Source organism: Butyrivibrio sp. FCS006 (genome assembly GCF_000424525.1).
GTDB lineage: Bacteria > Bacillota > Clostridia > Lachnospirales > Lachnospiraceae > Butyrivibrio.
This window is the reverse complement of the sequence record NZ_KE384204.1, coordinates 1-24,064: the sequence shown is the minus strand read 5'-3', so window position 1 is coordinate 24,064 and position 24,064 is coordinate 1. Positions and strand designations below refer to the sequence as shown.

19 protein-coding genes, 6 tRNA genes and 1 rRNA gene are annotated in these 24,064 nt (G+C 46.6%); 2 read left to right on the top strand and 24 right to left on the bottom strand.

Annotation, left to right across the window (positions count from 1 at the left end; translation table 11 throughout):
- Positions 1-20: 20 nt before the first annotated feature.
- From G633_RS0111450 to G633_RS0111435, 4 genes are all read right to left on the bottom strand, one after another.
- Positions 21-1,949: a heparinase II/III domain-containing protein gene (locus tag G633_RS0111450; RefSeq protein ID WP_026519994.1), complete on the bottom strand. Its 1,929-nt coding sequence runs from the start codon at positions 1,947-1,949 to the stop codon at positions 21-23.
- Between the two features lie 4 nt (positions 1,950-1,953).
- Positions 1,954-2,790: a carbohydrate ABC transporter permease gene (locus G633_RS0111445; protein WP_022770540.1), complete on the bottom strand. Its 837-nt coding sequence runs from the start codon at positions 2,788-2,790 to the stop codon at positions 1,954-1,956.
- 16 nt (positions 2,791-2,806) lie between these two features.
- Positions 2,807-3,730 (bottom strand): carbohydrate ABC transporter permease, encoded by a 924-nt coding sequence (locus G633_RS0111440; protein WP_022770542.1) that lies wholly within the window; start codon positions 3,728-3,730, stop codon positions 2,807-2,809.
- A gap of 205 nt (positions 3,731-3,935) precedes the next feature.
- Complete coding sequence (locus G633_RS0111435; RefSeq protein WP_026519993.1) at positions 3,936-5,318, bottom strand: ABC transporter substrate-binding protein; 1,383 nt, start codon at positions 5,316-5,318, stop codon at positions 3,936-3,938.
- Between the two features lie 210 nt (positions 5,319-5,528).
- Between G633_RS0111435 and G633_RS0111430 the strand changes: the two genes are divergently transcribed.
- Positions 5,529-7,241, top strand: a complete 1,713-nt coding sequence (locus G633_RS0111430) for a sensor histidine kinase (protein WP_196804260.1) — start codon at positions 5,529-5,531, stop codon at positions 7,239-7,241.
- Positions 7,242-7,265: 24 nt separating this feature from the next.
- Entirely contained in the window at positions 7,266-8,558 is a 1,293-nt protein-coding gene (locus tag G633_RS0111425) for a response regulator (RefSeq protein WP_026519991.1), read from the top strand.
- Between the two features lie 96 nt (positions 8,559-8,654).
- Here G633_RS0111425 and G633_RS0111420 read toward each other — a convergent pair whose 3' ends face one another.
- The 20 genes from G633_RS0111420 to G633_RS0111325 form a co-directional block, all read right to left on the bottom strand.
- Positions 8,655-9,707: an acyltransferase gene (locus tag G633_RS0111420; protein ID WP_026519990.1), complete on the bottom strand. Its 1,053-nt coding sequence runs from the start codon at positions 9,705-9,707 to the stop codon at positions 8,655-8,657.
- Positions 9,708-9,819: 112 nt separating this feature from the next.
- Entirely contained in the window at positions 9,820-11,433 is a 1,614-nt protein-coding gene (pckA, locus tag G633_RS0111415; protein ID WP_026519989.1) for a phosphoenolpyruvate carboxykinase (ATP), read from the bottom strand.
- Positions 11,434-11,621: 188 nt separating this feature from the next.
- A complete protein-coding gene (locus tag G633_RS18210) occupies positions 11,622-12,959 on the bottom strand; it encodes a glycoside hydrolase family 27 protein (RefSeq protein ID WP_035771332.1) in 1,338 nt (445 codons plus the stop codon).
- A 2-nt stretch (positions 12,960-12,961) separates the two neighbouring features.
- Positions 12,962-13,825, bottom strand: a complete 864-nt coding sequence (gene rsmI / locus G633_RS0111405; RefSeq protein WP_026519988.1) for a 16S rRNA (cytidine(1402)-2'-O)-methyltransferase — start codon at positions 13,823-13,825, stop codon at positions 12,962-12,964.
- Between the two features lie 12 nt (positions 13,826-13,837).
- Positions 13,838-14,572 (bottom strand): tRNA1(Val) (adenine(37)-N6)-methyltransferase, encoded by a 735-nt coding sequence (locus G633_RS0111400; RefSeq protein WP_026519987.1) that lies wholly within the window; start codon positions 14,570-14,572, stop codon positions 13,838-13,840.
- The gene (locus G633_RS0111395) at positions 14,565-15,500 is read right to left on the bottom strand and encodes a PSP1 domain-containing protein (protein ID WP_022770555.1); all 936 of its coding nucleotides are present in this window, start codon (positions 15,498-15,500) and stop codon (positions 14,565-14,567) included. Before G633_RS0111395 ends, G633_RS0111400 begins: the two co-directional genes overlap by 8 nt.
- Positions 15,497-16,543 (bottom strand): DNA polymerase III subunit, encoded by a 1,047-nt coding sequence (locus G633_RS0111390; RefSeq protein WP_026519986.1) that lies wholly within the window; start codon positions 16,541-16,543, stop codon positions 15,497-15,499. The genes G633_RS0111395 and G633_RS0111390 overlap by 4 nt, the downstream gene beginning before the upstream one ends.
- Positions 16,544-16,554: 11 nt before the next feature.
- The gene (locus G633_RS0111385) at positions 16,555-16,995 is read right to left on the bottom strand and encodes a YaaR family protein (protein WP_022770562.1); all 441 of its coding nucleotides are present in this window, start codon (positions 16,993-16,995) and stop codon (positions 16,555-16,557) included.
- A gap of 24 nt (positions 16,996-17,019) precedes the next feature.
- Complete coding sequence (locus G633_RS0111380; RefSeq protein ID WP_022770567.1) at positions 17,020-17,622, bottom strand: guanylate kinase; 603 nt, start codon at positions 17,620-17,622, stop codon at positions 17,020-17,022.
- Between the two features lie 5 nt (positions 17,623-17,627).
- On the bottom strand, positions 17,628-19,037 hold the full coding sequence (pyk, locus tag G633_RS0111375; RefSeq protein WP_026519985.1) for a pyruvate kinase: 1,410 nt from the start codon (positions 19,035-19,037) through the stop codon (positions 17,628-17,630).
- Entirely contained in the window at positions 19,019-20,464 is a 1,446-nt protein-coding gene (locus G633_RS0111370) for an aminotransferase class I/II-fold pyridoxal phosphate-dependent enzyme (protein WP_026519984.1), read from the bottom strand. Before G633_RS0111370 ends, pyk begins: the two co-directional genes overlap by 19 nt.
- Positions 20,457-21,050 (bottom strand): HD domain-containing protein, encoded by a 594-nt coding sequence (locus G633_RS0111365; RefSeq protein ID WP_022770571.1) that lies wholly within the window; start codon positions 21,048-21,050, stop codon positions 20,457-20,459. Before G633_RS0111365 ends, G633_RS0111370 begins: the two co-directional genes overlap by 8 nt.
- Positions 21,051-21,165: 115 nt before the next feature.
- A complete protein-coding gene (locus G633_RS0111360) occupies positions 21,166-23,085 on the bottom strand; it encodes a M3 family metallopeptidase (RefSeq protein ID WP_022770572.1) in 1,920 nt (639 codons plus the stop codon).
- Positions 23,086-23,198: 113 nt separating this feature from the next.
- A tRNA-Phe gene (locus G633_RS0111355) sits at positions 23,199-23,271 on the bottom strand.
- A gap of 6 nt (positions 23,272-23,277) precedes the next feature.
- Positions 23,278-23,351 (bottom strand) — tRNA-Met (locus G633_RS0111350).
- A gap of 36 nt (positions 23,352-23,387) precedes the next feature.
- Positions 23,388-23,469, bottom strand: a tRNA-Tyr gene (locus tag G633_RS0111345).
- Positions 23,470-23,475: 6 nt separating this feature from the next.
- A tRNA-Thr gene (locus G633_RS0111340) sits at positions 23,476-23,548 on the bottom strand.
- Positions 23,549-23,577: 29 nt separating this feature from the next.
- Positions 23,578-23,650, bottom strand: a tRNA-Val gene (locus tag G633_RS0111335).
- Positions 23,651-23,675: 25 nt separating this feature from the next.
- Positions 23,676-23,749: transfer RNA gene (locus G633_RS0111330), tRNA-Asp, on the bottom strand.
- A 70-nt stretch (positions 23,750-23,819) separates the two neighbouring features.
- A 23S ribosomal RNA gene (locus G633_RS0111325) occupies positions 23,820-24,064 on the bottom strand; the annotation flags it as partial.

Genomic DNA, 24,064 nt, shown 5'->3' with positions numbered 1-24,064 from the left:
ACCGATTCTCCTTCTCTTTTTTAGCTTATCTGCAGTTTGATCCGGCTACCTGTCAGCCTTATCAGCACCCTGTAAACCTCATGCTTCCAGGAAATCTTCAGTCTCTCGTCGGTGATGGGATAGGTCTGGATTTCAACGACCTCACCTCCGGTAAGAACTGCCTCTCCAAGATCTCCAATTCTGATGCATGTTTCTCCCGAAGCGGCAACATTTACCTCGGGCCTTTCGTACGTCATAAGGGTCAAAAGAGCTGTCGCACTCCCTTCATACTCATCCAAAACCTCAACACCGCTTCCCTTTTTGTGGGTAATGGTCCTGAAATATCTGCGGACCTCATCGCTCTTATAAGCTTCGGCGATGTCCATGGAGAGCGAACTTGCTCCGGTTTTTGAATCCCCTTCAAGTGCAGCTAAGACGCCTTTTGCGCCAAACTCTTTTCCGTTTTTTTGCAGAATAATGCCATCATTATAGTAATCCCCGGCTGCGTCAAATCCTAGGCTGGCGATTTTTACTTCAGTATCATTTTTTATAAAGGTAGGCACGTTGTGGAACTGCGACTGCATAGTCCAGATCTCATAGCGCCTGTCGGAAAACGTCTCCCTGGTATAAGTCCCAACTCCAAGGTCGATGATAAGTGGCTTGCCTTTCTTATAGATGGTAAACGATCCCACATCGTTGTGGTTGTGGCTGTCGGCATTATCCCCAGCCTTGGCTGCACAGATGTAAGTCTCATCCCTGCTGACCATGAGCCCCGTGCTCTCAAAGAATGAATCCCCGCAGAGCATCTCACTCTCCGGATAGTCCATCATCTCTTCATAGCTAAGAGCCTGAAGCACATGGTAAAAGAGATTTATCTCTCCCGTAAGTATCCTGTCGCCATCATCAGCCTTCCTGAAATCAGCAGCTGCAAAGGATGAAAGCACCTCATCCCCGCAGAGCTTGCCAAACAAAAACTCCCTTGAAGTTCTCCTCGGGCAGATGGCTGCGCAGTCTGCAAAGTTAATGTATATGTTGTCGGTTACATTCATCCGTACGATGTAACTTGCGATGTTCTTTATCAGTGGCTCCTTAAATACTTCCTCAAAGCCTGTTCCCTTAAGGGCATCAGACATCAGATATAGTGCCCCAAACAGGCACAATCCTGCATGGGAGTAGTACTGTGCTCCCTCGTTACAGCACCCGTCATCGCCGTACTCATCAAGGAAGAAATCCAGAGATATTGCCGATCTCTCGAGATAGCCCGTAAGCTCTTTTTCCTGAAAATATCCTTCCGGCCTTGTGAGTGCGCAGATGAGCACGTTCTGAATTATCCAGGGCGTCCAGTTGCACATGGGCTGCTTGCCGTCTCCCATCCACCAGAAGTGCTCGGTTTCATAAGGCGTAAAGATCCTCTCTTTCAGGGCGCTTTCTATAACTTCGCTGATATCAGAGCTCTTTTCCCTAAAGGCAGGGCGAAGCAGATACTCAGCAAATGCCAAAAGCGCGCCGGTCTCTGCGGCGAAAAGGTCGATTATCGGGTGAAGGACGTCAGGCATCTCCTGCTGCTTCTCATCCCTGATATGTGAGTTGTGGGCAGGAAGACACCAGGAGGATTCTGAGAGAATAAGGTATATTCCATCAAGGATATCCTCGCAGAAATTCCCCTTGTTCTCTGCAAGCTCCGCCATTACAAGGCTGCAGAGTTTTCTTCTTCTGGAAAAGTACAGCTCCTCAAACCTTACTCTGTTTCCGTTTTTTGAAAACTCCAGATAGTCGGACAAAAGGATCACGGACCAGGGCTCTTTGTTAGCTCTTTTACCATCTTCTATGAGCATGTCCTTAAGATGCGCCGGGAGCCCTTCGTATTCCTTCCTGTCACTGATGTCAGGACACAAAGAAAACGCGCACAGTGAGCGCGTTTCCTTAAAGTAGTCGTATACGAGGTGTCTATGTGAAATCTCTTTTGCCATCTGATCATCCCTTTACTGCACCGGTTGTAATGCCGGCAACGAAGTACTTCTGAAGTGAAATAAACACAATAAATACCGGTATTAATGATAACACAGATGCTGCCATAATAAGACCATATTCGGCAGAGTACTGCGAAATAAACATCTTCAGTCCGATCTGCAATGTCTTCTTGGACTCGGTGGTCAGATAGATGAGTGGTCCAAGGAAGTCGTTCCAGGTGTTAACGAAGGTAAAGATGATCAGCGTTGACAGCGCAGGCTTTGAGAGCGGAAGCATGATCTTGGCGTAGATCTCGTACTCACTCATTCCGTCGATCCTGGCTGCTTCGCACAATGAATCCGGGATTCCCTCGTAGAACTGTCTCATGAGGAACACTCCGAAGGCTGAGAAAGCCTGAAGTATGATGATGGCAAGGTGCGTATCTGCAAGGCCGAGGCTTCTCATGAACATGAACTGAGGAACCATGTAAACCTGCCATGGAACTGCGATGGTTGCCACGTATGCCAGGAACAAAAGATCTCTTCCCTTGAATTCCAGCTTGGCAAAGGCGTAGGCTGCAAAGCTCGAGGTAAAGAGCTGGAGCAGTGTGACGATAAGTGTCAGCTTGGCTGTGTTTAATGTGAACTTTGCCAGAGGGATCTTGGTCCAGATATCAATGTAGTTCTGCCACCTTGGCGCCTTGGGGATCCACTCGAAGGGAATTACGAATACGTCCTTGTTAAACTTAAGCGATGCGGAGATCATCCACAAAAACGGCACAAGCATCATAAGTGCCAGGAGGATCAGCAGCGCATAGATTATGATATTTCCTATTATGCGATTGTTCTTTTTGCTCTTCACTTTTGATTCCTCCCCGTCAGTCGTTAGCGTAATTCTTCTCACCCCTGAACTGGATGAGTGTAACAACAAGAACTATGGCAAAGAGCACCAGTGCTGAAGCAGAAGCTCTTCCCAGCTTCCAGTTTCTGAAAGCTTCCTCGTAGATGTAGTAAACAAGAACGATAGCGCTCTTATTGACAACACCGTTGGAACCTCCTGCCAGCATATAAACAATGTCATATACCTTGAAGCAGTTGATAGTAAGCATGATTGTTACAAAGAAAGTGGTGGGCTTAAGCTGCGGAACAGTGATGTGCAGGAACTTCTGCCATGCATTTGCTCCGTCCAGGGAAGCGGCTTCGTACAGGTCTTCGCTGATTCCCTGAAGTCCCGCCAGATAAATAACCATATAGTAACCCATGTTCTTCCATACGGAGAACATGATAATTGTCAACATTACCGTACTTGATGATGCAGCCCACTTAAGAGGCTGAGCATGAAATACGTTCATAAGAAGCTGATTCACGATTCCGCCCTTGGCCGGTGTAAAGAGCATGTTCCATACAGCAGCAACGGCAACCAGTGAAGCAACATAAGGGAAGAACGCAACAGTTCTGAAAAAGCTCTTTCCCTTGATCTTCTGATTGAGAAGAATAGCCAGTGCCAGCGCCATTACAAGAGTTACGGGCACTGTGAATATACTGTAGATGATCGTATTCTTTAAGGCAGATGTGAATCTGTCGTCTGCAAATATCTGCGTGAAGTTGCTAAGACCCACAAACTTCATCGCATTACTTCCGTCCCACTCAGCAAAAGACATGAGCAGGGCCAGGATTATAGGTCCAAGGGTAAATACTGCAAACCCTATAAAATTCGGTGCGATAAATGAATAGGCCACCAGATTTCTTTTTCTCTGGCGTCTCTTCATATTCTGTTCCATTGCAGTCAGTTCTGCAGCCATGTGTGTTTCCTCATTTTCCTTCGATTCAGTTTCAGCTTGGTGAGTCACTGGGGACGTTTCAGATTGACTCATTTTGTGAAGCAAAATGAGTCAATCTGAAACGTCCCCAGTGACTCACCAATGCCCTTTTCCTAAAAAGAGCACTTGAATTAGGGCTTTCCTGAAATTCAAGTGCTCCTTCTTTTTGGTATCTGATTATAATTTATTACTGAGCAAGAACTGCCTGAACACCTTCGTTCATTGCAGCGATACCATCATCAACGCTTACTTCCTCATTCATGATAAGGTCGTGCTGCTCGTTGAGAACTGTCTCGATCTCAGATGACTTGTCGTTTGCAGGCATCTCAAGATATGTGTGGCTTGTGATAAGAGCTTCCTTGGAAGCATCGTCTGTCGGGAAGCCGTCCATAGATGCGATGATGTCAACGATTGTCTTGTTGGTCATAGCAGGGATGTTACCTGTAGAAGCCATAACCTCTGCACCCTCAGCGCCGCTTACGAACTTAACGAAATCCCAAGCTGCATCCTTGTTAGGAGCTGATGTAGGAACTGCAAGAGCTGTGATTGTTGAAAGAGTTGAACCAGCCTCAACACCGTCAGCGTGAGGATACTTAACAATACCCCAGTTTGTGCAGTCTGTGTACTCACCGTCTTTGATCTTCTGGATAAGAGTTGCGATGAACCATGATCCCATGTTCATTGTAGCTACGTTACCCTGAGCAAATGCTGCTGAGTAGTGAAGTCCCTGTGTCTTAAGTGTTGCATAATCCATGCAGACACCGTCTTTCTGCTGATTAAGAACCATCTCGTAGTAAGGCTTTGTGAAGTCATACTCGCCATCAACGATGGTGTGCTTGCCATCAAGGATACCATCAAGCTGGATTGTTGATCTCCATGTGTGGTAGTGAGATCCGTAAACCTCAGCACCTGGTGTTGTATCTGTTACGCTTCTTGCAAGCTTGTCGTACTCTTCCCATGTCATGTCGTTTGTAGGGTAAGCAACGCCTGCCTTATCAAAGATGTCCTTATTATAGAAGAGAACCCAGATATCTGATCTGAAAGGAAGCTCGTAGAGGTTTCCATCGATAGTAACCTGATCTGTTACTCCGTTGTAGAGTGAAAGATCAACGCCGTCTGCTGCGATGCGGTCGTTAAGGGGCTCAAGAACACCCTTGTTAACCAGTGATACGTAGCCGGGAACGTCCTTAATTGTTACTACGTCGAAGTCTGAACCTGCTCCTGAGAGCTGTGTTCCGAGAACTGTGCTGTAATCTGTTGATCCAAGGTCAACCATCTCGATGGTTACATTGGGATGAGCCGCTGTATAAGCGTCGATAAGTGGCTGATAGTAAACTGTGCTTGATACATCCCAAAGAGCCCACTTAAGTGTTACCGGCTCATCAGATGTAGCCTCCGGTGTCTCAGCTGCTGCCTGTGTATCTGCTGCAGGAGCTGCCTCGGGCTGTGCCTGTGTTTCTGTCTGTGCTGTGTCTGCTGCAGGAGCCTGCTCTGCTGCTGCTCCGCAAGCGGTGATGCTTGCAACGACCATGGTCATAGCAAGTAAAGAGCTAAGAATTCTCTTTTTCATATTAACCTCCCTCTCAAGGTGCCATCAAATGACGGCTTGTTTGTTATACACATAGTTTATATTTTGTTAATAATTGAATGAATGTACATTCTTTATTTCTTGTTGTCAAAAAAATGCAATTTTTTTATATAAAATTGTATTTTCTTTATTTCCCCACTGCTCTAATATATACCTATGCATACCAAAAAACACTCTATTCGTAACAAAATCGTGTTATGGGCTGTGGGTTTTGCCCTCATCATAGCTCTGGCAGTTGCCTGTGCAAGCTACGTTCTCTCCGCCAGGTACCTCAGGGAAAACCAGCAGCAGTCTGCGCTCACCAACATCCACGTCCTCGGGGGCGATCTGGATTCCGACATAAATACTGTGATCACCTTCACCAACTGGATATGCCTCGACAGTACCATCGGCAACTATCTCCGCACCGTGGACAGGTCTTATGCCAATGACATTCAGGCCGGCAGGAAGCTATCAGTCGGCGCCTGGAATCATCTCAATAACGAATTTAATATAGTAGGTGTCAGAAATTCTGTAACTAGGGTCGTCATCTCAACTCCCGACGGAACCCAGTTCCTTCAGTGTGTCTCCGGCGGTAACGATCAGTCCGTCACCGATGTGCCGATGACCATTATGGATACTTCGTTCTTTGACGATCTTATCACTGCTCCCGGCTTTAAGTGGAACGGCTTCTATCCCAATCCCTTAAGTAAGAACGGCAATCCAAAGGTCATCCCCATCATCAGGCCCATCCACAGCTCATCCTCCTCGGCCATCATCGGCTGGGTTTATATGGATATTCCGATCTCTGTCATAACCGATTCGCTAAAGAGCTTTGTGCTGACGGAAGATGATGCACTTTATATCACATTTAGCAAGGGCATAACTTACAGATATACGGATGAAGGTCTTTTAAAAGAGGCTGTTCCTGAAGGCGCAATTTCCTATACCCTCCCGGACTCAGGCTGGACTCTGTCCTACCTTCCGTCAAAAGCCGCACTGATAAACAGGATGCGCTCCTATCAGCTCATGATCATGGTCATCTTCCTTGTCATTCTCTTTGCAGGCGTAATGCTTAGTTTTTCTCTGCACAGGACCATCACAAGACCTGTTGACCGCCTGATAAGCAGGCTCGATACCATCGGTCAGGGCGATTTCTCACGAGATGAGAAGATCGAGTGGAACAACGAGCTGGGCGAGATCGGCCGTGGCATCAACAACCTCTCCGAGAACGTATCCGATCTTATGAACAAAAGACTTCTCGACGAAAAGGCAAGACATGACCTGGAATACCAGATACTTCAGTCCCAAATCAATCCGCACTTTTTGTACAACACCCTCAACACTATTAAGTGGATGGCAACTATCCAGGGGTCTGAGGGTATCGCGGATATGTCGACATCTCTTTCGCGCCTTATGAAGAACATCGCAAAGAGCACTGAGGACCTGATCCCGATCAGCGATGAATTCTCGCTGGTCGATGACTATTTTACCATTATGAAATACCGCTACGGCGGAACCATCGACCTTGAGTACATCACAGATGACGAAGCACTGCTAAAGCAGCACATCAACAGGTTCTCTCTGCAACCCATAATCGAGAACGCCATCTTCCACGGCATCGAGCCCAAAGGCAGCGCAGGCAGAATCACCATCCACACTTATCGCAAGGACGGCAATGTTATAATAGATGTTACCGACAACGGCGTTGGCATGACGGCGGAGGCAATTGCTGAAGTGCTCTCCGGCGCAAGCCAGACCAGCACCGAGTTCTTCAAGCAGATCGGCGTTTACAATGTTAACGAGCGCATCAAATATACTTTCGGCGAGGGCTACGGAATCACGATAGAAAGCGAGCCGGGAGTCTACACCACCATGAGATTTACGCTTCCCTTTGTCGCACCACCGGAAGAAGAATATATGTAAAAGCAAATTGGAGTTTTAAGATCAATGTACAGATTACTGATTGTAGATGACGAGCCTCTTGTGCAGATAGGCTTAAAGAGTATGCTGGCAAAAGAGCTGGCTGACAAAATAGAAGTAGTGGGAACAGCCTCCAACGGACAGGAGGCCTGGGACATCATCTCGGAAAATCCGCCGGACATCGTTATTGCCGACATCAGAATGCCGGTGATGACAGGGCTTGAGCTTCTGGGTAAGTCCCACAACAAGTACGGCTCAGTTCCTGCCTTTATAATGCTGACTGCCTACGAGGAATTCGAGATGGCAAGGCAGGCCATCGTCTATGACGCCGTGGACTACCTGGTCAAGATAGAGCTCAATCCCAGGACCCTTGCAAGTGCTATAGACAAAGCTATTTTGCGTGTTGACGAAGCACGTCCGTCCGGTGCATCCAAAGAAGCCGGCAGTACTGGCTCTCTTGAGGACCTCAGGCAGAAGTTCATGATGAAGCTCTTCAGTCACCTCCTTGGTTCTGAGGAAGCTCTTTTGAGCGAGGCAAGAAGCCTTAATCTTTCTTTTGACTACAACCGCTACATCGTTGTTTATGGCGAGATTTCATCAGATGGCGCTTCGAGCTCAGGGGATGGCTTTACCCCGGAAGCACTTGATATCTACAACTCCAGCATCAGTATGGCAAAAGAGATCATCTCCCGCCATGCACCGTGCCAGATTGTTTCAATTGACCTGCAGCACTTCGCAGTTGTCTTTTCCTTCACTGAGGATACTCCCGTTGCCGGAACCATGGACCTTATAACGGAGGCACTGGAAAACGCCAGGACCATGATAACCAATTACTTTAAGGCTTCCCTTACTTTTGGTATCGGCTCCGCCGTCTCTACACCCATGGATATCGCAGTCTCTTTTGACGAAGCAAAGACTGCGCAGCAGCAGGCAGACAGCGCTCAGCCCATTCGTCTCTTCAGTCACATCGTCGGCAGCAACAGGCGCTCCGGCAAGGACAAGCTCATCGGCGCAATCCAGCAGTACATCGACGAGAACCTCGGAGGTAAGCTGCAGCTAAACGAAGTCGCAGAGGTCTTCGGACTCTCACCGGCTTATCTGTCAGTTCTTTTCAAGAAAAATACAGAGACGGGCTTTTCAGAATACGTCTACACCAAGAAGATCGATCGGGCAAAAGAGATGCTCCTCTCCGGTGATATGAAGATATACGAAGTCGCTGACGCTCTTGGGTTTGAGTCAGCGTACTACTTCTCCAAGGTGTTCAAGAAAGTCGACGGGCATAGCCCCAGAGAATATATTCAGAGTAAGAGTGATATGTGAGTCAGTGGGGACGTTTCAGTTTGACTCATTTTGCTTCACAAAATGTGTCAAACTGAAACGTCCCCACTGACTCACCACTGTCTCCCCAAAGTCTTCTTAAATCACCCACTTTTTTAGCACCGGTATGTGACTGATCACAAGTACAATGCAAGCTGAAATCACATAATCAGCAAGTGCAAGTAGCGGAAGCATCAGTAATGGCGTTCCTAATACCGGACTTAATCCAATCTTCCTAAATACAATAAGCCCAAAGTCATGCACCAGATATATTCCGAGATTCATTTTTGAGAGCTTTATTATTACTCTCATAATTTTGCTACCCGGATCCACATCCTTAAATCTGTATTTGAAAAAGACAAATGCTGCCAGACCAAAAAGAGGCATTCCGGCATTTGTATATTTATGATAGGCGAGCGTCGGATACTGATTGATGATTATTATCGCCGAAACTACTGCAAACATTATCAGCGCTGATGCTATACCAAGGGTGTAGATTATCTTTCTCTGCTTGGGACTCAGCTCCATAGTGCCAAAATAGTATCCCGCAAGATAATAAAGAACATATCCTGAGATGTTAGACAGATCAAACTTTCCCGTTAACCATGTAGTGCTATCTGCAATAGCCGGAATAAGCTGCAGTGTTGGGATCAGATAAGTAAGCAAAAATGACACCAGAAGAAAATATCTCATGGCCTTTCGGTCAGTAGCAACAGGCCTTATAGCCGGAGTAATTATGTAGAGTCCTGCTATGGTAAAGATATACCACATATGATATCTGCCCGAAAGTGTGTCCTGAAGGAGTTTCTCACCAACGCCTCCCGACAGCGATCTCGAAGTCATGAAGCCACTGGTAATAAGGGCATAGAGAAATGACCAGAAAAAGAATGCGCAAAGAAGTCTTGGTATATACTTTTTAAAAATATCAGAAGGACTTACCTGTCTTTGTGGGTTCAAAAACAGATATCCGCTGATCATCAGGAAAACCGGAACGCTAAATCTCCCCAGCATATCAAAAACATTTAGCACACCCCAGGGATAGATCCCAAATGGTGCCTCATACCAGCTGATAGTACCGGTGTGAACAATTATGACCCCTAACATGGATACCACTTTTGCAATATCAAGAAAGCATTCTCTTTTCTTTTCCATCAGAATTCTTTTGAAACTCCTCCCGACAATTATTAATAGTATTATACGAAAAGGCACTACGCCGGAAAAGACGTAGTGCCTCATTTATTTTTTCTATTGAAGAACTTCTAAATTAGAGCTTAGGACCAGCTGCAACAAGTGCCTTGCCGGCATCGTTTCCTTCATACTTCTTGAAGTTCTTTGTGAATCTCTCTGCAAGATCCTTAGCCTTAGCTTCCCACTCAGAAGCATCAGCGTATGTATCTCTAGGATCAAGGATTGCAGGATCAACACCGGGAAGTGATGTAGGAACTTCGAAATCGAAGATCGGGATCTTCTTGGTCTCAGCCTTGAGAACGTCGCCGTTAAGGATTGCATCGATGATTCCACGAGTATCCTTGATGGAGATTCTCTTGCCTGTTCCGTTCCAACCTGTATTTACAAGGTAAGCCTTAGCGCCGGATTTCTGCATCTTCTTAACGAGCTCCTCACCGTACTTTGTAGGATGAAGCTCAAGGAATGCCTGACCGAAGCATGCTGAGAATGTAGGTGTAGGCTCTGTGATTCCTCTCTCTGTTCCGGCAAGCTTAGCTGTGAAGCCTGACAGGAAGTAGTACTGTGTCTGCTCAGGTGTCAGGATAGATACTGGAGGAAGTACTCCGAAAGCATCAGCTGACAGGAAGATTACGTTCTGGGCTGCAGGACCTGAAGATGTAGGATGTACGTTAAGAACGATGTTCTTAATGTGGTTGATAGGATAAGATACACGAGTATTCTCTGTAACGCTCTTATCATCAAAGTCAATCTTGCCGTCGCCATCTACAGTTACGTTCTCAAGAAGAGCATCTCTCTTGATAGCGTTGTAGATATCAGGCTCTGAATCCTTATCAAGGCCGATAACCTTAGCATAGCAGCCGCCCTCGAAGTTGAATACTCCGTTGTCGTCCCAGCCGTGCTCGTCATCACCGATAAGAAGTCTCTTAGGATCTGTTGAAAGAGTTGTCTTACCTGTTCCTGAAAGTCCGAAGAAGATTGCTGTGTTCTCACCGTTCATATCTGTGTTAGCTGAGCAGTGCATAGAAGCAATTCCCTTAAGAGGCAGGTAGTAGTTCATCATTGAGAACATACCCTTCTTCATCTCTCCGCCGTACCATGTGTTGATGATAACCTGCTCACGGCTTGTGATGTTGAATGCTACGCATGTCTCTGAGTTAAGGCCAAGTGCCTGGTAGTTGTCAACCTTTGCAAGAGATGCATTGTAAACTACGAAGTCAGGCTCAAAGTTTGCAAGCTCTTCATCTGTAGGAACGATGAACATGTTCTTAATGAAGTGAGCCTGCCAAGCAACCTCAACGATGAAACGAACTGCCATACGAGTATCCTTGTTAGCTCCGCAGAATGCATCAACTACAAAGAGTCTCTTGTTTGAAAGCTCGTTCTTAGCGATCTCTTTAACCTTAGCCCATGTCTCTTCTGTCATAGGGTGGTTGTCGTTCTTGTACTCGTCTGAAGTCCACCATACAGTGTCCTTGGAGTTCTCATCCATAACGATGTACTTATCTTTAGGAGAACGACCTGTGTAGATACCGGTCATAACGTTTACAGCGCCAAGCTCTGTGTCAACGCCCTTCTCATATCCGGTAAGTTCAGGCTTCATTTCCTCTGTGTAAAGATCATCATATGAAGGATTGTGGACGATCTCTGTAGTACCTGTGATTCCATACTTGGTTAAATCGATGTTTGCCATTTGTTAACCTCTTTTCTTAATAATTTTTGCACGAATAATCATATACCTCACTATATACTGATAATTCGCGGATACACTATTAAATTACGGGGCAAATTGCGCCCACTACTACATTTATACTACAAAGCCAAGCTTTTAACAATGTTTTTAGGGCAAATTTCTATGAAATATGTGTAAATTAGTTAGCATTAGCTACATGGACTGAAAATATCATCCGCCGCGTCTTCCGTCGCTTCAATGGCATAGCACTCAACTGTGTGTGGTGCCATGTCAACGCACTCTTTATCCTTGACGATTCCCTGCATTCCGCTCCAGATATCAACGGCCTTTGCCTCGGTTCCCGAGAGTCCCAGGTCCTTAAACTTTATCTTGTGGCTCTGTGTCTTTTCCCCAATATTAAATATGGCAAGGAAAGTCCTTCCGTCCTTGGCTCTGCTCCTCCAGATAACAAGGTCCTTCTTTCTGTATATTTCCTTTGGCTTACGGCCTTTCTTGTGCATCTCAAGGAGTCTTTCATTGGTTAAAAGAGCTTTCGTAAACTCGTCATTTTCTCTGAGATCGCCGCCAAACATAAGAGGAGATCTGAAGATGCACCAGAGTGTCATAAGGATCTTTTGCTCATCATGTGTAAAGTGTGTGTAGTGGCCCTTCTCGCCGTTCTCGTCATTGCACATGCAGACGCGTCCAAGAGGAAGCATGTCGCAATCAGGCCAGTGACCCTTGCAGCCTACACCTTCCCACTCGTGGGCTTTCTCGAACATGTCGTAGAGCATCTTCCAGTCGTCCCAGAAATCGTCCGTCATACGCCACATATTTGCATTCTCTAATAAGAAGTCTTTCTGGCTAAGCTTGGCCGGTCCGGGTGAAAGGCTGAGAACCATGGGTCTTCCGCACTTCTCAATAGCCTCTTTTATCATGGCAATCTCGGAAAATCCTGCTCCCGGAGCCTCCGGTCCGCAGTCGATCCTTGCGATGTCATCAACCTTGACGTAGTCAACGCCCCACTTCGCGTAGAGCTCAAATATTGAATCATAATAAGCCTGAGCGCCTTCAACCGAGGCGTCAACGCCGTACATATCCGTGTTCCACATGCAGATGGAGTTAGGGATTGCAATATCCCTAGCCGTCTTGTCTGTTCCCAGTATCTTGGTATTCTGATGAACAGCCTGTCTCGGGATTCCTCTCATGATATGGATTCCGAACTTAAGGCCCATATCATGTATCTTTTTCGCAATGGGGCCAAAGCCCTTGCCCTTAGCAGCAGAAGGGAATCTGTTAACCGCCGGCACAAGCCTTGAGTACTCATCCATCTCCAGCTCTGTAAATTTGTGATACTGATGAGAATCCGCCGTGGGCTCATACCACTGGATATCGCATATCACGTACTCCCAGCCGTAGTTCTTAAGATTCTCTGCCATGTACTTCGCATTTCCGAGAAGCTGCTCCTCATTTACCGCTGCCCCGTAGCAGTCCCAGCTGTTCCACCCCATGGGCGGTCTTTTTGCAATAATCTCTTTCTCTTCCATGATCAGTCCCCCTCTTCTGTATTAAGCAGTGCCTGATAGATTTCCCTCTTTCCGACGCCTCTGTCAGCTGCCACTTTCTTCATGGCGTCTTTGTGGGAGATTCCCTGGTCCTCATAGTACTTCATGTGATCTTCGATGCTCATCTCCTGCCAGGAAAGTCTCTTTTCCTCGTCCTGCTCTTCGAGGCTCTTTCCCTCTATTACCAGCACATACTCGCCCCTTGGTTCGTTCTCTTTGTAAAAAGAGATTGCCTCGGCGATAGTGGTTGGCCGAACTTCCTCAAATTTCTTGGTGAGCTCTCTGCAGATGGAGATGCGCCTGTCGCCAAGTGTCTCGTACAGATCATCAAGCGCAGCCTTTAGGTGATGCGGCGCTTCGTAGATGATCATTGTCCTGCTCTCATCCTTGAGATCCTCAAGGATTCTTTTTCTGCCTTTTTTATCTTCAGTTGCTGAGGGCAGAAATCCCTCAAAGCAAAATCTTCTGGTCGGAAGTCCCGACAGCGTCAGCGCTGTTATGCACGCAGCCGGCCCCGGTAGTGATGTGACGGTTATCCCCGCCTTGTGACACTCGGCAACAAGAACCTCCCCCGGATCCGAAATGGCGGGCGTTCCTGCATCGGTAATAAGCGCAACATCGATTCCTTCCTGCATCTTCTGGATCAGGTACTGCGCCTTGTCGTACTTATTATATTCATGATAGCTGGTCATCTCGGTATGAATATCGAAATGATTCAGGAGCTTTATGCTGTTTCTGGTGTCCTCCGCAGCAATCAGGTCGACACTCTTTAAGGTCTCCAAAACCCTGAAGGTCATGTCATCCAGATTTCCGATGGGGGTCGCACATAGATAAAGTTTACCTGCCATTTTTTCTCCCTCTCAATATCCGTAGATATCGTAGATCTCCGACGTATACTTACCTGGAGCCTCGTAGATAATAAGCGGCTTTTCAACCGTCAGCCTTGATCTTCCGCCTCTTGCTCCTTCAATGAGAACCATATTCGGCTCCTTGTCGGCGTAGGGGTAAACCAGCTGCATTCTCTTGGGCTCAACCTTGTACTCGTGCATCAGCACCATGATCTCCGCAAGCCTGAAGGGCCTGTGGACCATGTAGAACTTACCGCCGCTCTTAAGGCATCTGGCTGCTGCCCTGATAACGTCCTCAAGGTCGCAGAGCACCTCATGCCTTGCAATCGCCTTCGGGCCCTCCGGGTTCTTCAGCCCGTGGCCTCCTATCATATAAGGTGGATTACTTGTAACCACGTCAAAAGAGGCAGCGTCAAATAATTGCCCTGCCTCCTTAATATCGCCCTGTACTATTCTTACTCTGTCCTGGAGATCATTGTAAATGACGCTTCGCTGCGCCATATCTGCGCTCTCCTCCTGGATCTCAAGGCCTATGAGCTCTTTTGCATCTGTCTTGGCCGCCATAAGGATCGGTATGATCCCGGTGCCTGTTCCCAGATCCAGTACTCTTCCTCCTTCCGGAGCAGAGGCAAATCCTGACAAAAGAACTGCATCCATCCCGAAGCAGAATTTCTCCGGGCTCTGGATTATCTTGTAGCCGTTCCTTTGCAGGTCATCAAGTCTCTCGCCTTCCTTAAGATCAACCATCTGTAAGCTTGGACTTTCCTTCCTGCTTTTCGATCTTCTCAAGCTTCTCGAGCTCTTTCATCTCCTCGTCTTCCTGAGAGTTCTTCTTGTTGTTATTGTTCTTTTTCTTCTGTTTCTTTCTGATTGTCTCTATCTCTTCGAGCTTATACTCGTGAACTTCCTTCTCGTCGTTGACTTCAACAAGGATCTTAAGTGTCTGTCTTAAGATGTTGACAGATGACACCTCTCCGCCAAGTCCGTCCTTGGCTACGCAGTAGTCGCCGACACCGGGCATCTTGCGATTGAGCTCCTCGTATACATCCTCTTCGTTCTTGAGGCAGCACATGAGTCTTCCGCAGACACCGGAAATCTTGGTAGGGTTAAGTGAAAGGCTCTGCTCCTTGGCCATCTTGATGGATACTGGAACAAAGTCTGAAAGATATGAGTGGCAGCAAAGAGGTCTTCCGCAAATGCCGTAGCCACCGATTATCTTGGTCTCGTCCCTTACACCGATCTGCCTGAGCTCTATCCTGGTCTTAAATACAGCCGCCAGGTCTTTTACCAGTTCTCTGAAATCGATCCTGCCGTCAGCTGTAAAGTAGAAGAGGATCTTGTTGTTGTCAAAGGTATATTCTGCATCGATAAGCTTCATATCCAGGTTGTGTTTCTTGATCTTTTCTAGACAAACCTTAAAGGCCTCTTTCTCTTTTTCCCTGTTGGCCTTCTCCTGCTCATCGTCCTTGGTGCTGGAGGTGCGAAGTACTGTCTTAAGGGGCTTGACCACCTTCTCGTCCTCGATGTCCTGAGGCTCTGAAACTACGGTTCCGTACTCAACGCCTCTGGCTGTCTCAACGATTACATGGTCACCCTTTTTAATGACATACTTGCCCGGTGAAAAATAATATATCTTGCCGGCTGTTCTGAATCTTACGCCGATTACTCTTGTCATAAATACTCCTTAATGCCCATGAGCATAAGCTCTAAGGCTAAATCTATATTAACATTGGAGTCTATGCGGTTTTTCGCAATCTCCATATCTTTAATAATGCTGCTTATGCCCTCATAAGTGCAGTTTGTGGTAACACTACTAATATACGATACCTTGTCAGTGAAAATCAAGTGAGTATCATCCCCCATGGCCTTATACACCAGCATATCCCTGAACAGGAAAAGAAGTATGTCCATAAAGTCAGCGTACTGACCAAGGTCAATTCCCTTCTTGCTGCTTTTCTCATCCCCATCGGGATTCTCTAATATGCCGTGAACCCTGTCCATGATCTCGTGTATCTCAAGGTTCTTGAGCTTAGCCACCAGCTCTATGGTCTCGTTCTTTAAAGTCTCGAACCTCTCATTGGAAGCCAGCTCCAGCGCCTTGCCCACATTTCCTCTTGCAAAAGAGGCGCACAACATCGCCTTGTAATCCACCACGTGGCACTCCTGCATCAGGTAATTTATGATGGAGTCGTCCCTGACGGGCTTCATGGGAAGAACAATACATCTACTTATAATAGTAGGCAGAAATGCATTTATGTTGCTGGTCAGAATAATGATGACAATATATGAAGGTGGCTCCTCCAAAGTCTTTAGCAGAGCATTCTGCGCCTGGGGCGTCATCTTCTCCCCCTCGGGAATGATATAGATCTTGTATCTGCTCTCGTAGGGCTTAATGACAACATCGTCTCGAAGCTGCTGCCTGATGTCGTCAACACCTATACTATTAGGCTTTTCATGGGTTATGGTTATGATGTCCGGATGATTGTCTGACAGTGCCTTTATACAGGAGGGGCACTCGTTACAGGACTCCCTATAATCTCCCCTGTCCTGCCTGTTTTCGCACTGAAGAGCCTTGGCAAAAGTCTTGGCGATAAACTCTTTTCCCGAACCACTCTCACCTGAGATGATATAGGCATGAGAAACTTTATCAGTAATGAGCGCATGCTGCATGTGCTCTTTCATCTGCTGTTGATCTATGATATCGGCAAAATCCGCCATTTACTCTCCCCTTAAGTAAAGATGTCCAGTAGTAACCCCTGTATCTGTCCAATCTTAGCAAGTATATCGATACCGTTCTTCTCGTCCTTGACCAGTTCCTGGGCCAGCTCATCAAGCTCTTTATCCACCTGCCTGATTATGCCGTAAACCCTGTGTCTTCCCTTCCTGTCAAGGAAGTTCTCTCTGGAAAAGACATGGCTCCTCGTCACTACTTCGTTCATGAAATCCTTGATAAGGATCCTGTACCTCTGCATATCCTTGATGTCATTTCTCTTGGATATCTTCTCCCCCTGCTGGATGATATCCTGCATCATGAGATTCAGGCGCTCTGCAAGCCCCGAATCCTCAAGCTTGCTGGTAAGGACAAACTTAAAGTCGCCGTTTGCCTCCTGCACCTGCTCCGGAGCCGGGGTCTGAGTTGTGGGTGTAAGATTACTAACTTTAATATCCATACATTCCCTTCCCGCCTAATAAGGTCAGCTCATCTTCTCTAAAATGTGTTCCCTTATCTCTTTTATACAGTCCTCGATAAGTCCGTTGTTGAAAAATCTCTTTTCCACACCGGCCTCTTTTATCTTGGCCTCGTCAAAATCTTCCTCGTCTGCCAAAAAGCGTCTGCACATCTCGTCGTATCTGGGGTGCTCCTGCTTGGCTTCTCTCTTCATGGCTCTCTCAAGCCTTATCCTTGCCTCTACATCGATCAGTATCGGAAGGACATTCTCTTTTCCGAAGTAGTCCCTGAAGTAACAGTAGGACTCAAGTGTCCCTATTACCAGGTAACTGTCGCCACTGGCAAGATCAATCTGACCGTCATCTACTGTAAAATACCTCCACTCGCCGTAGTTGGTGTGGTAGGTTCTCTCCTCGATAATCTTCCCTCTGCTGCGAAGGTCAAGGTAGCCCTCTTCATCTCTGAAGAAGTACTGAACTCCGTCCGTCTCACCATCGCGCATGGGGCGCGTGGTGTAGGGAACGACCTTCTTAAGGGATAAGTCATTATCAGCTATTAGGTTTTTGTAGATTGTGTCTTTCCCTGAGGTGCTCTTGCCCATCAGAAGGAAAATCCTGCCGGTAGCCATTTTGCTTATACTTCCTCAACTCTTATCATGTTTGTTCTTCCGGGGATGCCAAGAGGTACGCCTGCTGTGAGGACTACCTTGTCGCCGGCCTTTAAAAGACCTGCATTCTTAGCTGAACTTATTGCCTCCCTGAAGAGCTCATCTGCTGTGTCTTCCTGCCTGATGTGAAGAGGCGCAACGCCAAACATCAGGTTTGCCTGTCTGCATACTGTAGGATTGATGGTGCATGCAATGATCGGGCAATTTGGTTTATACATTGAAACCATGCTGGCTGTAAAGCCGCTCATGGTGACTGTCAGGATCGCATCGGCGCCAACCTCTGCAGCAATGTTGCAGGTAGCATGTGAGATCGCTGTGGTGTCATCGCTTGGTGCGTAATCTCTTTTCTTAAGTCTTCCTACATAATCTATATCGGCTTCTGTTCTCTCGGCTATACGTACCATGGTCTTGAGGGCCTCCACAGGATAATCTCCTGCAGCTGTCTCGCCTGAGAGCATGATAGCTGTTGTTCCATCATAAATAGCATTGGCAACGTCGGTAGCCTCGGCTCTTGTTGGTCTTGGATGGTGGATCATGGAATCCAGCATCTGTGTGGCTGTGATAACGTACTTACCTGCAGCCTCTGCCATCTTGATGAGCTTCTTCTGAACTACGGGAACTTCCTCGAAAGGAACCTCCACGCCCATGTCACCTCTTGCAACCATGATACCGTCTGCAGCAGCAAGGATCTCTTCAATGTTGTTGATACCCTGAGTGCTCTCGATCTTGGCAATGATCTTCATGGGAGAGTTCTTCTCTTTTAATATAGCTCTGATGTCCTCTACGTCTGCCTTGGTTCTTACAAAAGATGCAGCCACAAAGTCAAAGCCCTGCTCACATCCGAAGATGATATCGCTCCTGTCCTGCTCGCTTAAGTACTCCATTGAGAGCTCAGCTCCGGGAACATTAACTCCCTTCTTGTCAGAGATAGGACCACCGTTTACTACTGTGCAAACGATGTCTGTATCGGTAACCTTCTCAACGGAAAGCTCAATAAGTCCGTCATCAAGAAGGATTGTCATTCCGCTCTTGCAGTCCTTGGTGAGGTCCTTGTAAGTGATGGATACCTCGTCCTTGGTGCCTTCTATATCTCTTGCTGTAAGTGTGAAGGTCTGTCCGGCCTCCAGCATCTCTTTTCCATTCTTAAAGTCCTTAAGTCTGATCTCGGGACCCTTTGTATCAAGCATGGTTGCAACAGGGATCTCAAGCTCGTCTCTGAGTTTTCTTATCCTCTCAAACTTTCTTCTGTGCTCATCATGGGAGCCGTGTGAAAAGTTGAATCTTGCAACATTCATACCGGTCAGCATAAGCTCTTTTAACTTATCCTCACTCTCACTCGCCGGTCCGATAGTACATATTATCTTGGTTTTACGCATAAAATTCCTCTCTTATCTATATCTATTATACCCTTATTCTCGCTATTTTCGAGCTCCAAAATGCCCTGGACATTAAGTCCTTCGGCAATATATCGCTCTATGTCCTTAATGAGATCTCCGCCAATGACCTCTCCGGGCACTATCAGTGGAATTCCCGGTGGATAAAGGTTTACAAAGTCCCCGCTTATTCTGCCTTCCGCCAAATTTAAAGACACCGTTTCCCGCTCGCTGTCCCAGGCTTTTTGCAAAGACATCTCTTTTTTTGGAATAGCATATTTTTCATCTGCTGCGACGATCCTTGCTCCCGCTTTTTTATGCAAGGCCTCATCTATCTCGCAAATTGCCTTTATCAGGCGCTCTATTCCTTCCTCTGTATCCCATCCGGTGATTATGGCCAGAGCATAGTGCTCCCCTGCCATTTCCAGCTGCAATAAATAGTCCTCACGCAGTATATCATATAACTGCTGACCTGTCATTGTATCAGTATCCGCATAGATAAGCACCTTTGCCGGATCCTGTAATTCGCAAAGCCCAGGAATCTTAAGGATACTGCAATCCTTCGTCTCATCCTGTATCTTCTGCCTGTAGCCTAAGAGCTTTTCCGAAAACTCTTTTCCCCTCTCCTGCATCTCTTTCATGCACAGATCTATGGAGGCCATCAGCACGTAGGATGGGCTGCTGGACTGATATATTCTAAGGAACCTCTTTAAAAGAGCTTTATCAACAAGGCTGCCCTTAACATGGATAAGCGCAGTCTGTGTCATGGCCGGAAGCGTCTTGTGAAGAGAGTGTATAACAATGTCAGCTCCCGCCTTCACAGCGCTCTCAGGCAGTCCCTTTCCGAATCCAAAGTGCGCACCATGGGCTTCATCCACAATAAGGATCACGCCTTCTTCATGGCACACTTTTGCAATCCCCTCAACATCCGAGCATCTTCCCTCATAGGTTGGGGATGTGATAAACACGGCTCTTGGCTTATCCGTCAGGGAGTCTAAAGCTCTTTTCACATCTTCTGCACTATAGCCGTCGAAAATCCCGTACTCCCGAATCATCCCGGCTTCCAGGTAATCTATCTCCAGCCCTCTCAAATACGCTGCATGGTAAAAAGACCTATGGCTACCCCTTGCAGCTAATATCCTGCCGCCTTCCGAAACCGCCGCAGATACAGCGCTGAGTACGCCTGATGTACTTCCGTTTACCAAAAAGAAAGTCTCATCAGCGCCGTATAAGCTGTTTGCCCTTCTCTCGGCCTCAAGTATTATGCCCTTCTCGTCATGAAGATTATCAAAACCGTCAATTTCCGTTATATCACAACGAAAAGCACCCTTTAACGGGGTGCTTTGAAGGTTTCTCTTATGACCGGGCATATGGAAGGGGTACATGTCCCCCTCCGCCAGGTTTATCAGCTCCTGGTAAATATCAGGCATAATTTACGTTAATCTTTCCCTTCTTAAGCTTGAGTGTCTCCAGTGTTGATGCATACTTGTCCGCAAGACATACCACCCAGGCTTCCCTGCATTTAGGCGGCTTAACCGTAAGCGGCCACATGTGCTTTTTTATTATCTCTTTCTCTCTCTCGGAGAGCGTAAAGTCTCTTGTCGCGTTCCTCAGCGCAATTCCCGGATGATAGAATCCGTGGAGCTTGGGATGAATGTTCCCGGGCGCTTCGCCGTCATGCCAGTCGTAGAGGAAATAGTCATGAAGAAGTGCTCCTCTTACCAGCTCCCTCTCTCTGCTCTTAATCCCAAGTTTTCTGTTGAGCCTTATTGCGCAGAGCGCCACATGGATACTGTGCTCATAGACCGTAACATTTCCATGCTGAATAAAACTCTTTAACCTGATGTAATTCTCAGAGCCGAGGATATCTGCGCCGTAACGGCATAGTGTTGCCCTGTATTCCTCGTCCTTCTCAAGCTCAGTTAGTAGCTCAGGATCGAATACATCAGGGTCATAGTCCTTAACATCCAGGACTTTCTTTATTATCTCTTTATCTTCTTTTGAAAGTCTGTGCATCTATAAACTCCATAAAACCGCATAGTTATGGCTGTAAACTTAACTTTTGTTTCAATTCATAATAACACACATTGCCTAAGAAAAAATTAAAATCATGAAAAAACTAACTAAATATTTACTTCTTGTTAACCAGCTCCTCGTACTCGTCCACAAGCGACTTGAAATACTCCAGTGCCTTGTCGTAGGTCTCGTCTGAAAGCGGGTCAATTCCTGCCTCTGAGAGAAGCTCTACAGGCGGCGCAGATCCACCAAGCTTAAGGAAATCCAGATACTCATCCACAGCACCGGCTTCACCTGATGTGATCCTCTCAGCAATTGATGCTGCATAAGCCACATCTGCAGAATACTGGTACACATAATAAACATAGTAGAAGTGAGGAATTCCTGCCCACTGATATCTTGAAGCCGGGAACATGGTAACAGCATCGCCTCTGTACTCCTGAAGGAGCTCCATCCACTTATCACCAAGGTCCTCAGCATCCAGCGACTGTCCTGACTCCACAACCTTGTACATGTAATCCTCAAACTCGGAATACATCATCTGAGTGAAGAACGTTCCAGCAAACATGCTGATTGCATTCTCCAGATAAAAGAGCTTTTCGTCATCACTCTGGGCATTTTTTAACTTATATTGATAGTACAAAAGCTCATTGGTAGTAGATGCAACTTCCTGAGTAAATATTGTGGGATTGCTGTAAGCAACAGGCTGGTTCTCTGTCGCGTACTGATCATATACAGCATGTCCCATTTCATGAGCTATTGTACTGATATCATCTGAGTAACCCTTATAGTTAAACAGTACCCAAGGATAATACTCAACTGATAGCTTGTTCTCAAAGGCTCCTGTAGCTTTGTTAGCAGCAGGATAGACATCAATCTGCTCACTGGTGATTATCTTGGTGAAGTGATCAATATAGTCATCTCCAAGAATTCCAAGAGCGTCTATAACCTCATCCACCGCATCATCATAGGGTGTAGGCGGAATGTAGAAATCTGATACGCTTTCTCCCATGTTGTATGGGTATTGCTCCTCAAGGCCAAGCCCCTTTGCATGGAGCTTTAAGTATCTCTGATACTCCGGAATACCCTTGTGCGCTGATTCCACCAACATGTCAAAGACATCTGTATCAAGATCATAGTCATCAAAGGCCTCTTCCATGGTAGTATCAAAGCCATCAATGACTGCTGATGCATAAGCCTGTGAAGCGTTCGATTCCAAAAGAGCAGCGAAGGTGTTAGCAAAATTCTCGTATCTGGTTAAGTAAGCCTGGTTTGCTTCTGCCCTGAATTTATCCGAGTACTTCGGATTACTGATTATCTCTGCATAAAGCTCATCGGTAAGCTCCTCCTCCTTACCCCCCGGCATTGTGATTGTAGGATAAGGAAGTTCAACCTGATCAAGTATGCCAAAAATCTGTTCTCCGTAGCCCATACCCATTGAAAGAGTGGATACCAAAAGAGTCTCATCCTCTGTAAGTGGCTCGTAGTCAGGATCAAGATACTGCCTTAGCCAATACTCATCGCCATCAAAAAGGGGATCTGAAAAGATCTTCTGTCTCTCCTCCAATGAAAGTGCAAATATCTCATCCTCCGCAAAGGCACATCTCTGGGTTTCTTCCCTGCTCATGGCATCAAGCTTGGCCAGCATGTTTTTATAAACTGCATCCGTTGCGTTAAGAGAGTTTCCCTGCTTAGCATAAAGCGCAAGCTTCTGCTGAATCCTTGTCATCTCGGTAAAGTAAGCAAAGTCAAAGTATTCTCTTATAGTCTTGGCATTATCAAGCTTTCCTCTGAATTTATCGTAACCATCCAGCATGCCCATTACCTTGTCGTAATCAGCCTGCCAGTCTTCTTCGCTGGCATAAATCTTCTCAAGATTCCATTTTGTCGGGTACTTGCCCTGTGTCTGTGTAGAAGCACTCTGATCTGATGCACTCTGATTGCCCAAAACTCCCGTAAAAGATCTGCCACATGCGGTAACAGAAATGATCAAAATCAGTGAAGCTGCTATTCCTTTTAAACGTCTGATATTCATAAACTCCTCTTATCCTCTTTATTTATAAATCTCGTACTCTTTATTATAACATATCCTTTCTTCAATAAAAAAATCCCGACGCTTTGTCGGGACTAAAGATTAATAAAAAAAGATGCCTAGAGTCGGAATCGAACCAACGACACGAGGATTTTCAGTCCTCTGCTCTACCAACTGAGCTATCTAGGCATATAGTAGCGGGAACAGGATTTGAACCTGTGACCTTCGGGTTATGAGCCCGACGAGCTTCCAGACTGCTCCACCCCGCGTCATTATGAAATTTATTGCTTATTGCAATAAAAAAATGGATGGCGGTGGATTCGAACCACCGAAGCAAATTGCAGCAGATTTACAGTCTGTCCCCTTTGGCCACTCGGGAAGCCATCCATATAGAGCCGATGAGCGGACTCGAACCGTTAACCTGCTGATTACAAATCAGCTGCTCTGCCAATTGAGCCACATCGGCTTACACACGAATTGTGTTGTGTAAAAAAATGGGGCCTACAGGGCTCGAACCTGTGACCCTCTGCTTGTAAGGCAGATGCTCTCCCAGCTGAGCTAAGACCCCGGTCAAATTAAAATATGAAGTTGAGCGACCCGAAGGGGGTTCGAACCCCTGACCTCCGCCGTGACAGGGCGGCGCTCTAACCAGCTGAGCCACCGGGCCATATTTCTTCGATTGTACCTTCAAAACCGAACACTGAAATCTCTTAGATCCGTCTCTAACCTTTGCTTTTTTGGATAAGCCCTCGACCTATTAGTACACATCAGCTGAACACGTTACCATGCTTACACCTTGTGCCTATCTAACCTCGTACTCTCCAAGGGGTCTTACTCCATAAAGGAGGGATATCTCATCTTGAGGGGGGCTTCACGCTTAGATGCCTTCAGCGTTTATCCCTTCCGGACGTGGCTACCCAGCCTTATGCACCTGGCGGTGCAGCTGATACACCAGCGGTCCGTCCATCCCGGTCCTCTCGTA

Bases quoted from the DNA above. Each gene is read 5' to 3' on its own strand.
- G633_RS0111435 (WP_026519993.1), bottom strand. From the start codon at position 5,318: ATGAAAAAGAGAATTCTTAGCTCTTTACTTGCTATGACCATGGTCGTT.
- pckA (WP_026519989.1), bottom strand. From the start codon at position 11,433: ATGGCAAACATCGATTTAACCAAGTATGGAATCACAGGTACTACAGAG.
- G633_RS0111365 (WP_022770571.1), bottom strand. From the start codon at position 21,050: ATGCACAGACTTTCAAAAGAAGATAAAGAGATAATAAAGAAAGTCCTG.
- G633_RS0111450 (WP_026519994.1), bottom strand. From the start codon at position 1,949: ATGGCAAAAGAGATTTCACATAGACACCTCGTATACGACTACTTTAAG.
- G633_RS0111370 (WP_026519984.1), bottom strand. From the start codon at position 20,464: ATGCCTGATATTTACCAGGAGCTGATAAACCTGGCGGAGGGGGACATG.
- G633_RS0111385 (WP_022770562.1), bottom strand. From the start codon at position 16,995: ATGGATATTAAAGTTAGTAATCTTACACCCACAACTCAGACCCCGGCT.
- G633_RS0111440 (WP_022770542.1), bottom strand. From the start codon at position 3,730: ATGGCTGCAGAACTGACTGCAATGGAACAGAATATGAAGAGACGCCAG.
- rsmI (WP_026519988.1), bottom strand. From the start codon at position 13,825: ATGGCAGGTAAACTTTATCTATGTGCGACCCCCATCGGAAATCTGGAT.
- G633_RS18210 (WP_035771332.1), bottom strand. From the start codon at position 12,959: ATGGAAGAGAAAGAGATTATTGCAAAAAGACCGCCCATGGGGTGGAAC.
- G633_RS0111395 (WP_022770555.1), bottom strand. From the start codon at position 15,500: ATGACAAGAGTAATCGGCGTAAGATTCAGAACAGCCGGCAAGATATAT.
- G633_RS0111420 (WP_026519990.1), bottom strand. From the start codon at position 9,707: ATGGAAAAGAAAAGAGAATGCTTTCTTGATATTGCAAAAGTGGTATCC.
- G633_RS0111380 (WP_022770567.1), bottom strand. From the start codon at position 17,622: ATGGCTACCGGCAGGATTTTCCTTCTGATGGGCAAGAGCACCTCAGGG.
- pyk (WP_026519985.1), bottom strand. From the start codon at position 19,037: ATGCGTAAAACCAAGATAATATGTACTATCGGACCGGCGAGTGAGAGT.
- G633_RS0111390 (WP_026519986.1), bottom strand. From the start codon at position 16,543: ATGGCGGATTTTGCCGATATCATAGATCAACAGCAGATGAAAGAGCAC.
- G633_RS0111400 (WP_026519987.1), bottom strand. From the start codon at position 14,572: ATGGTTGATCTTAAGGAAGGCGAGAGACTTGATGACCTGCAAAGGAAC.
- G633_RS0111360 (WP_022770572.1), bottom strand. From the start codon at position 23,085: ATGAATATCAGACGTTTAAAAGGAATAGCAGCTTCACTGATTTTGATC.
- G633_RS0111425 (WP_026519991.1), top strand. From the start codon at position 7,266: ATGTACAGATTACTGATTGTAGATGACGAGCCTCTTGTGCAGATAGGC.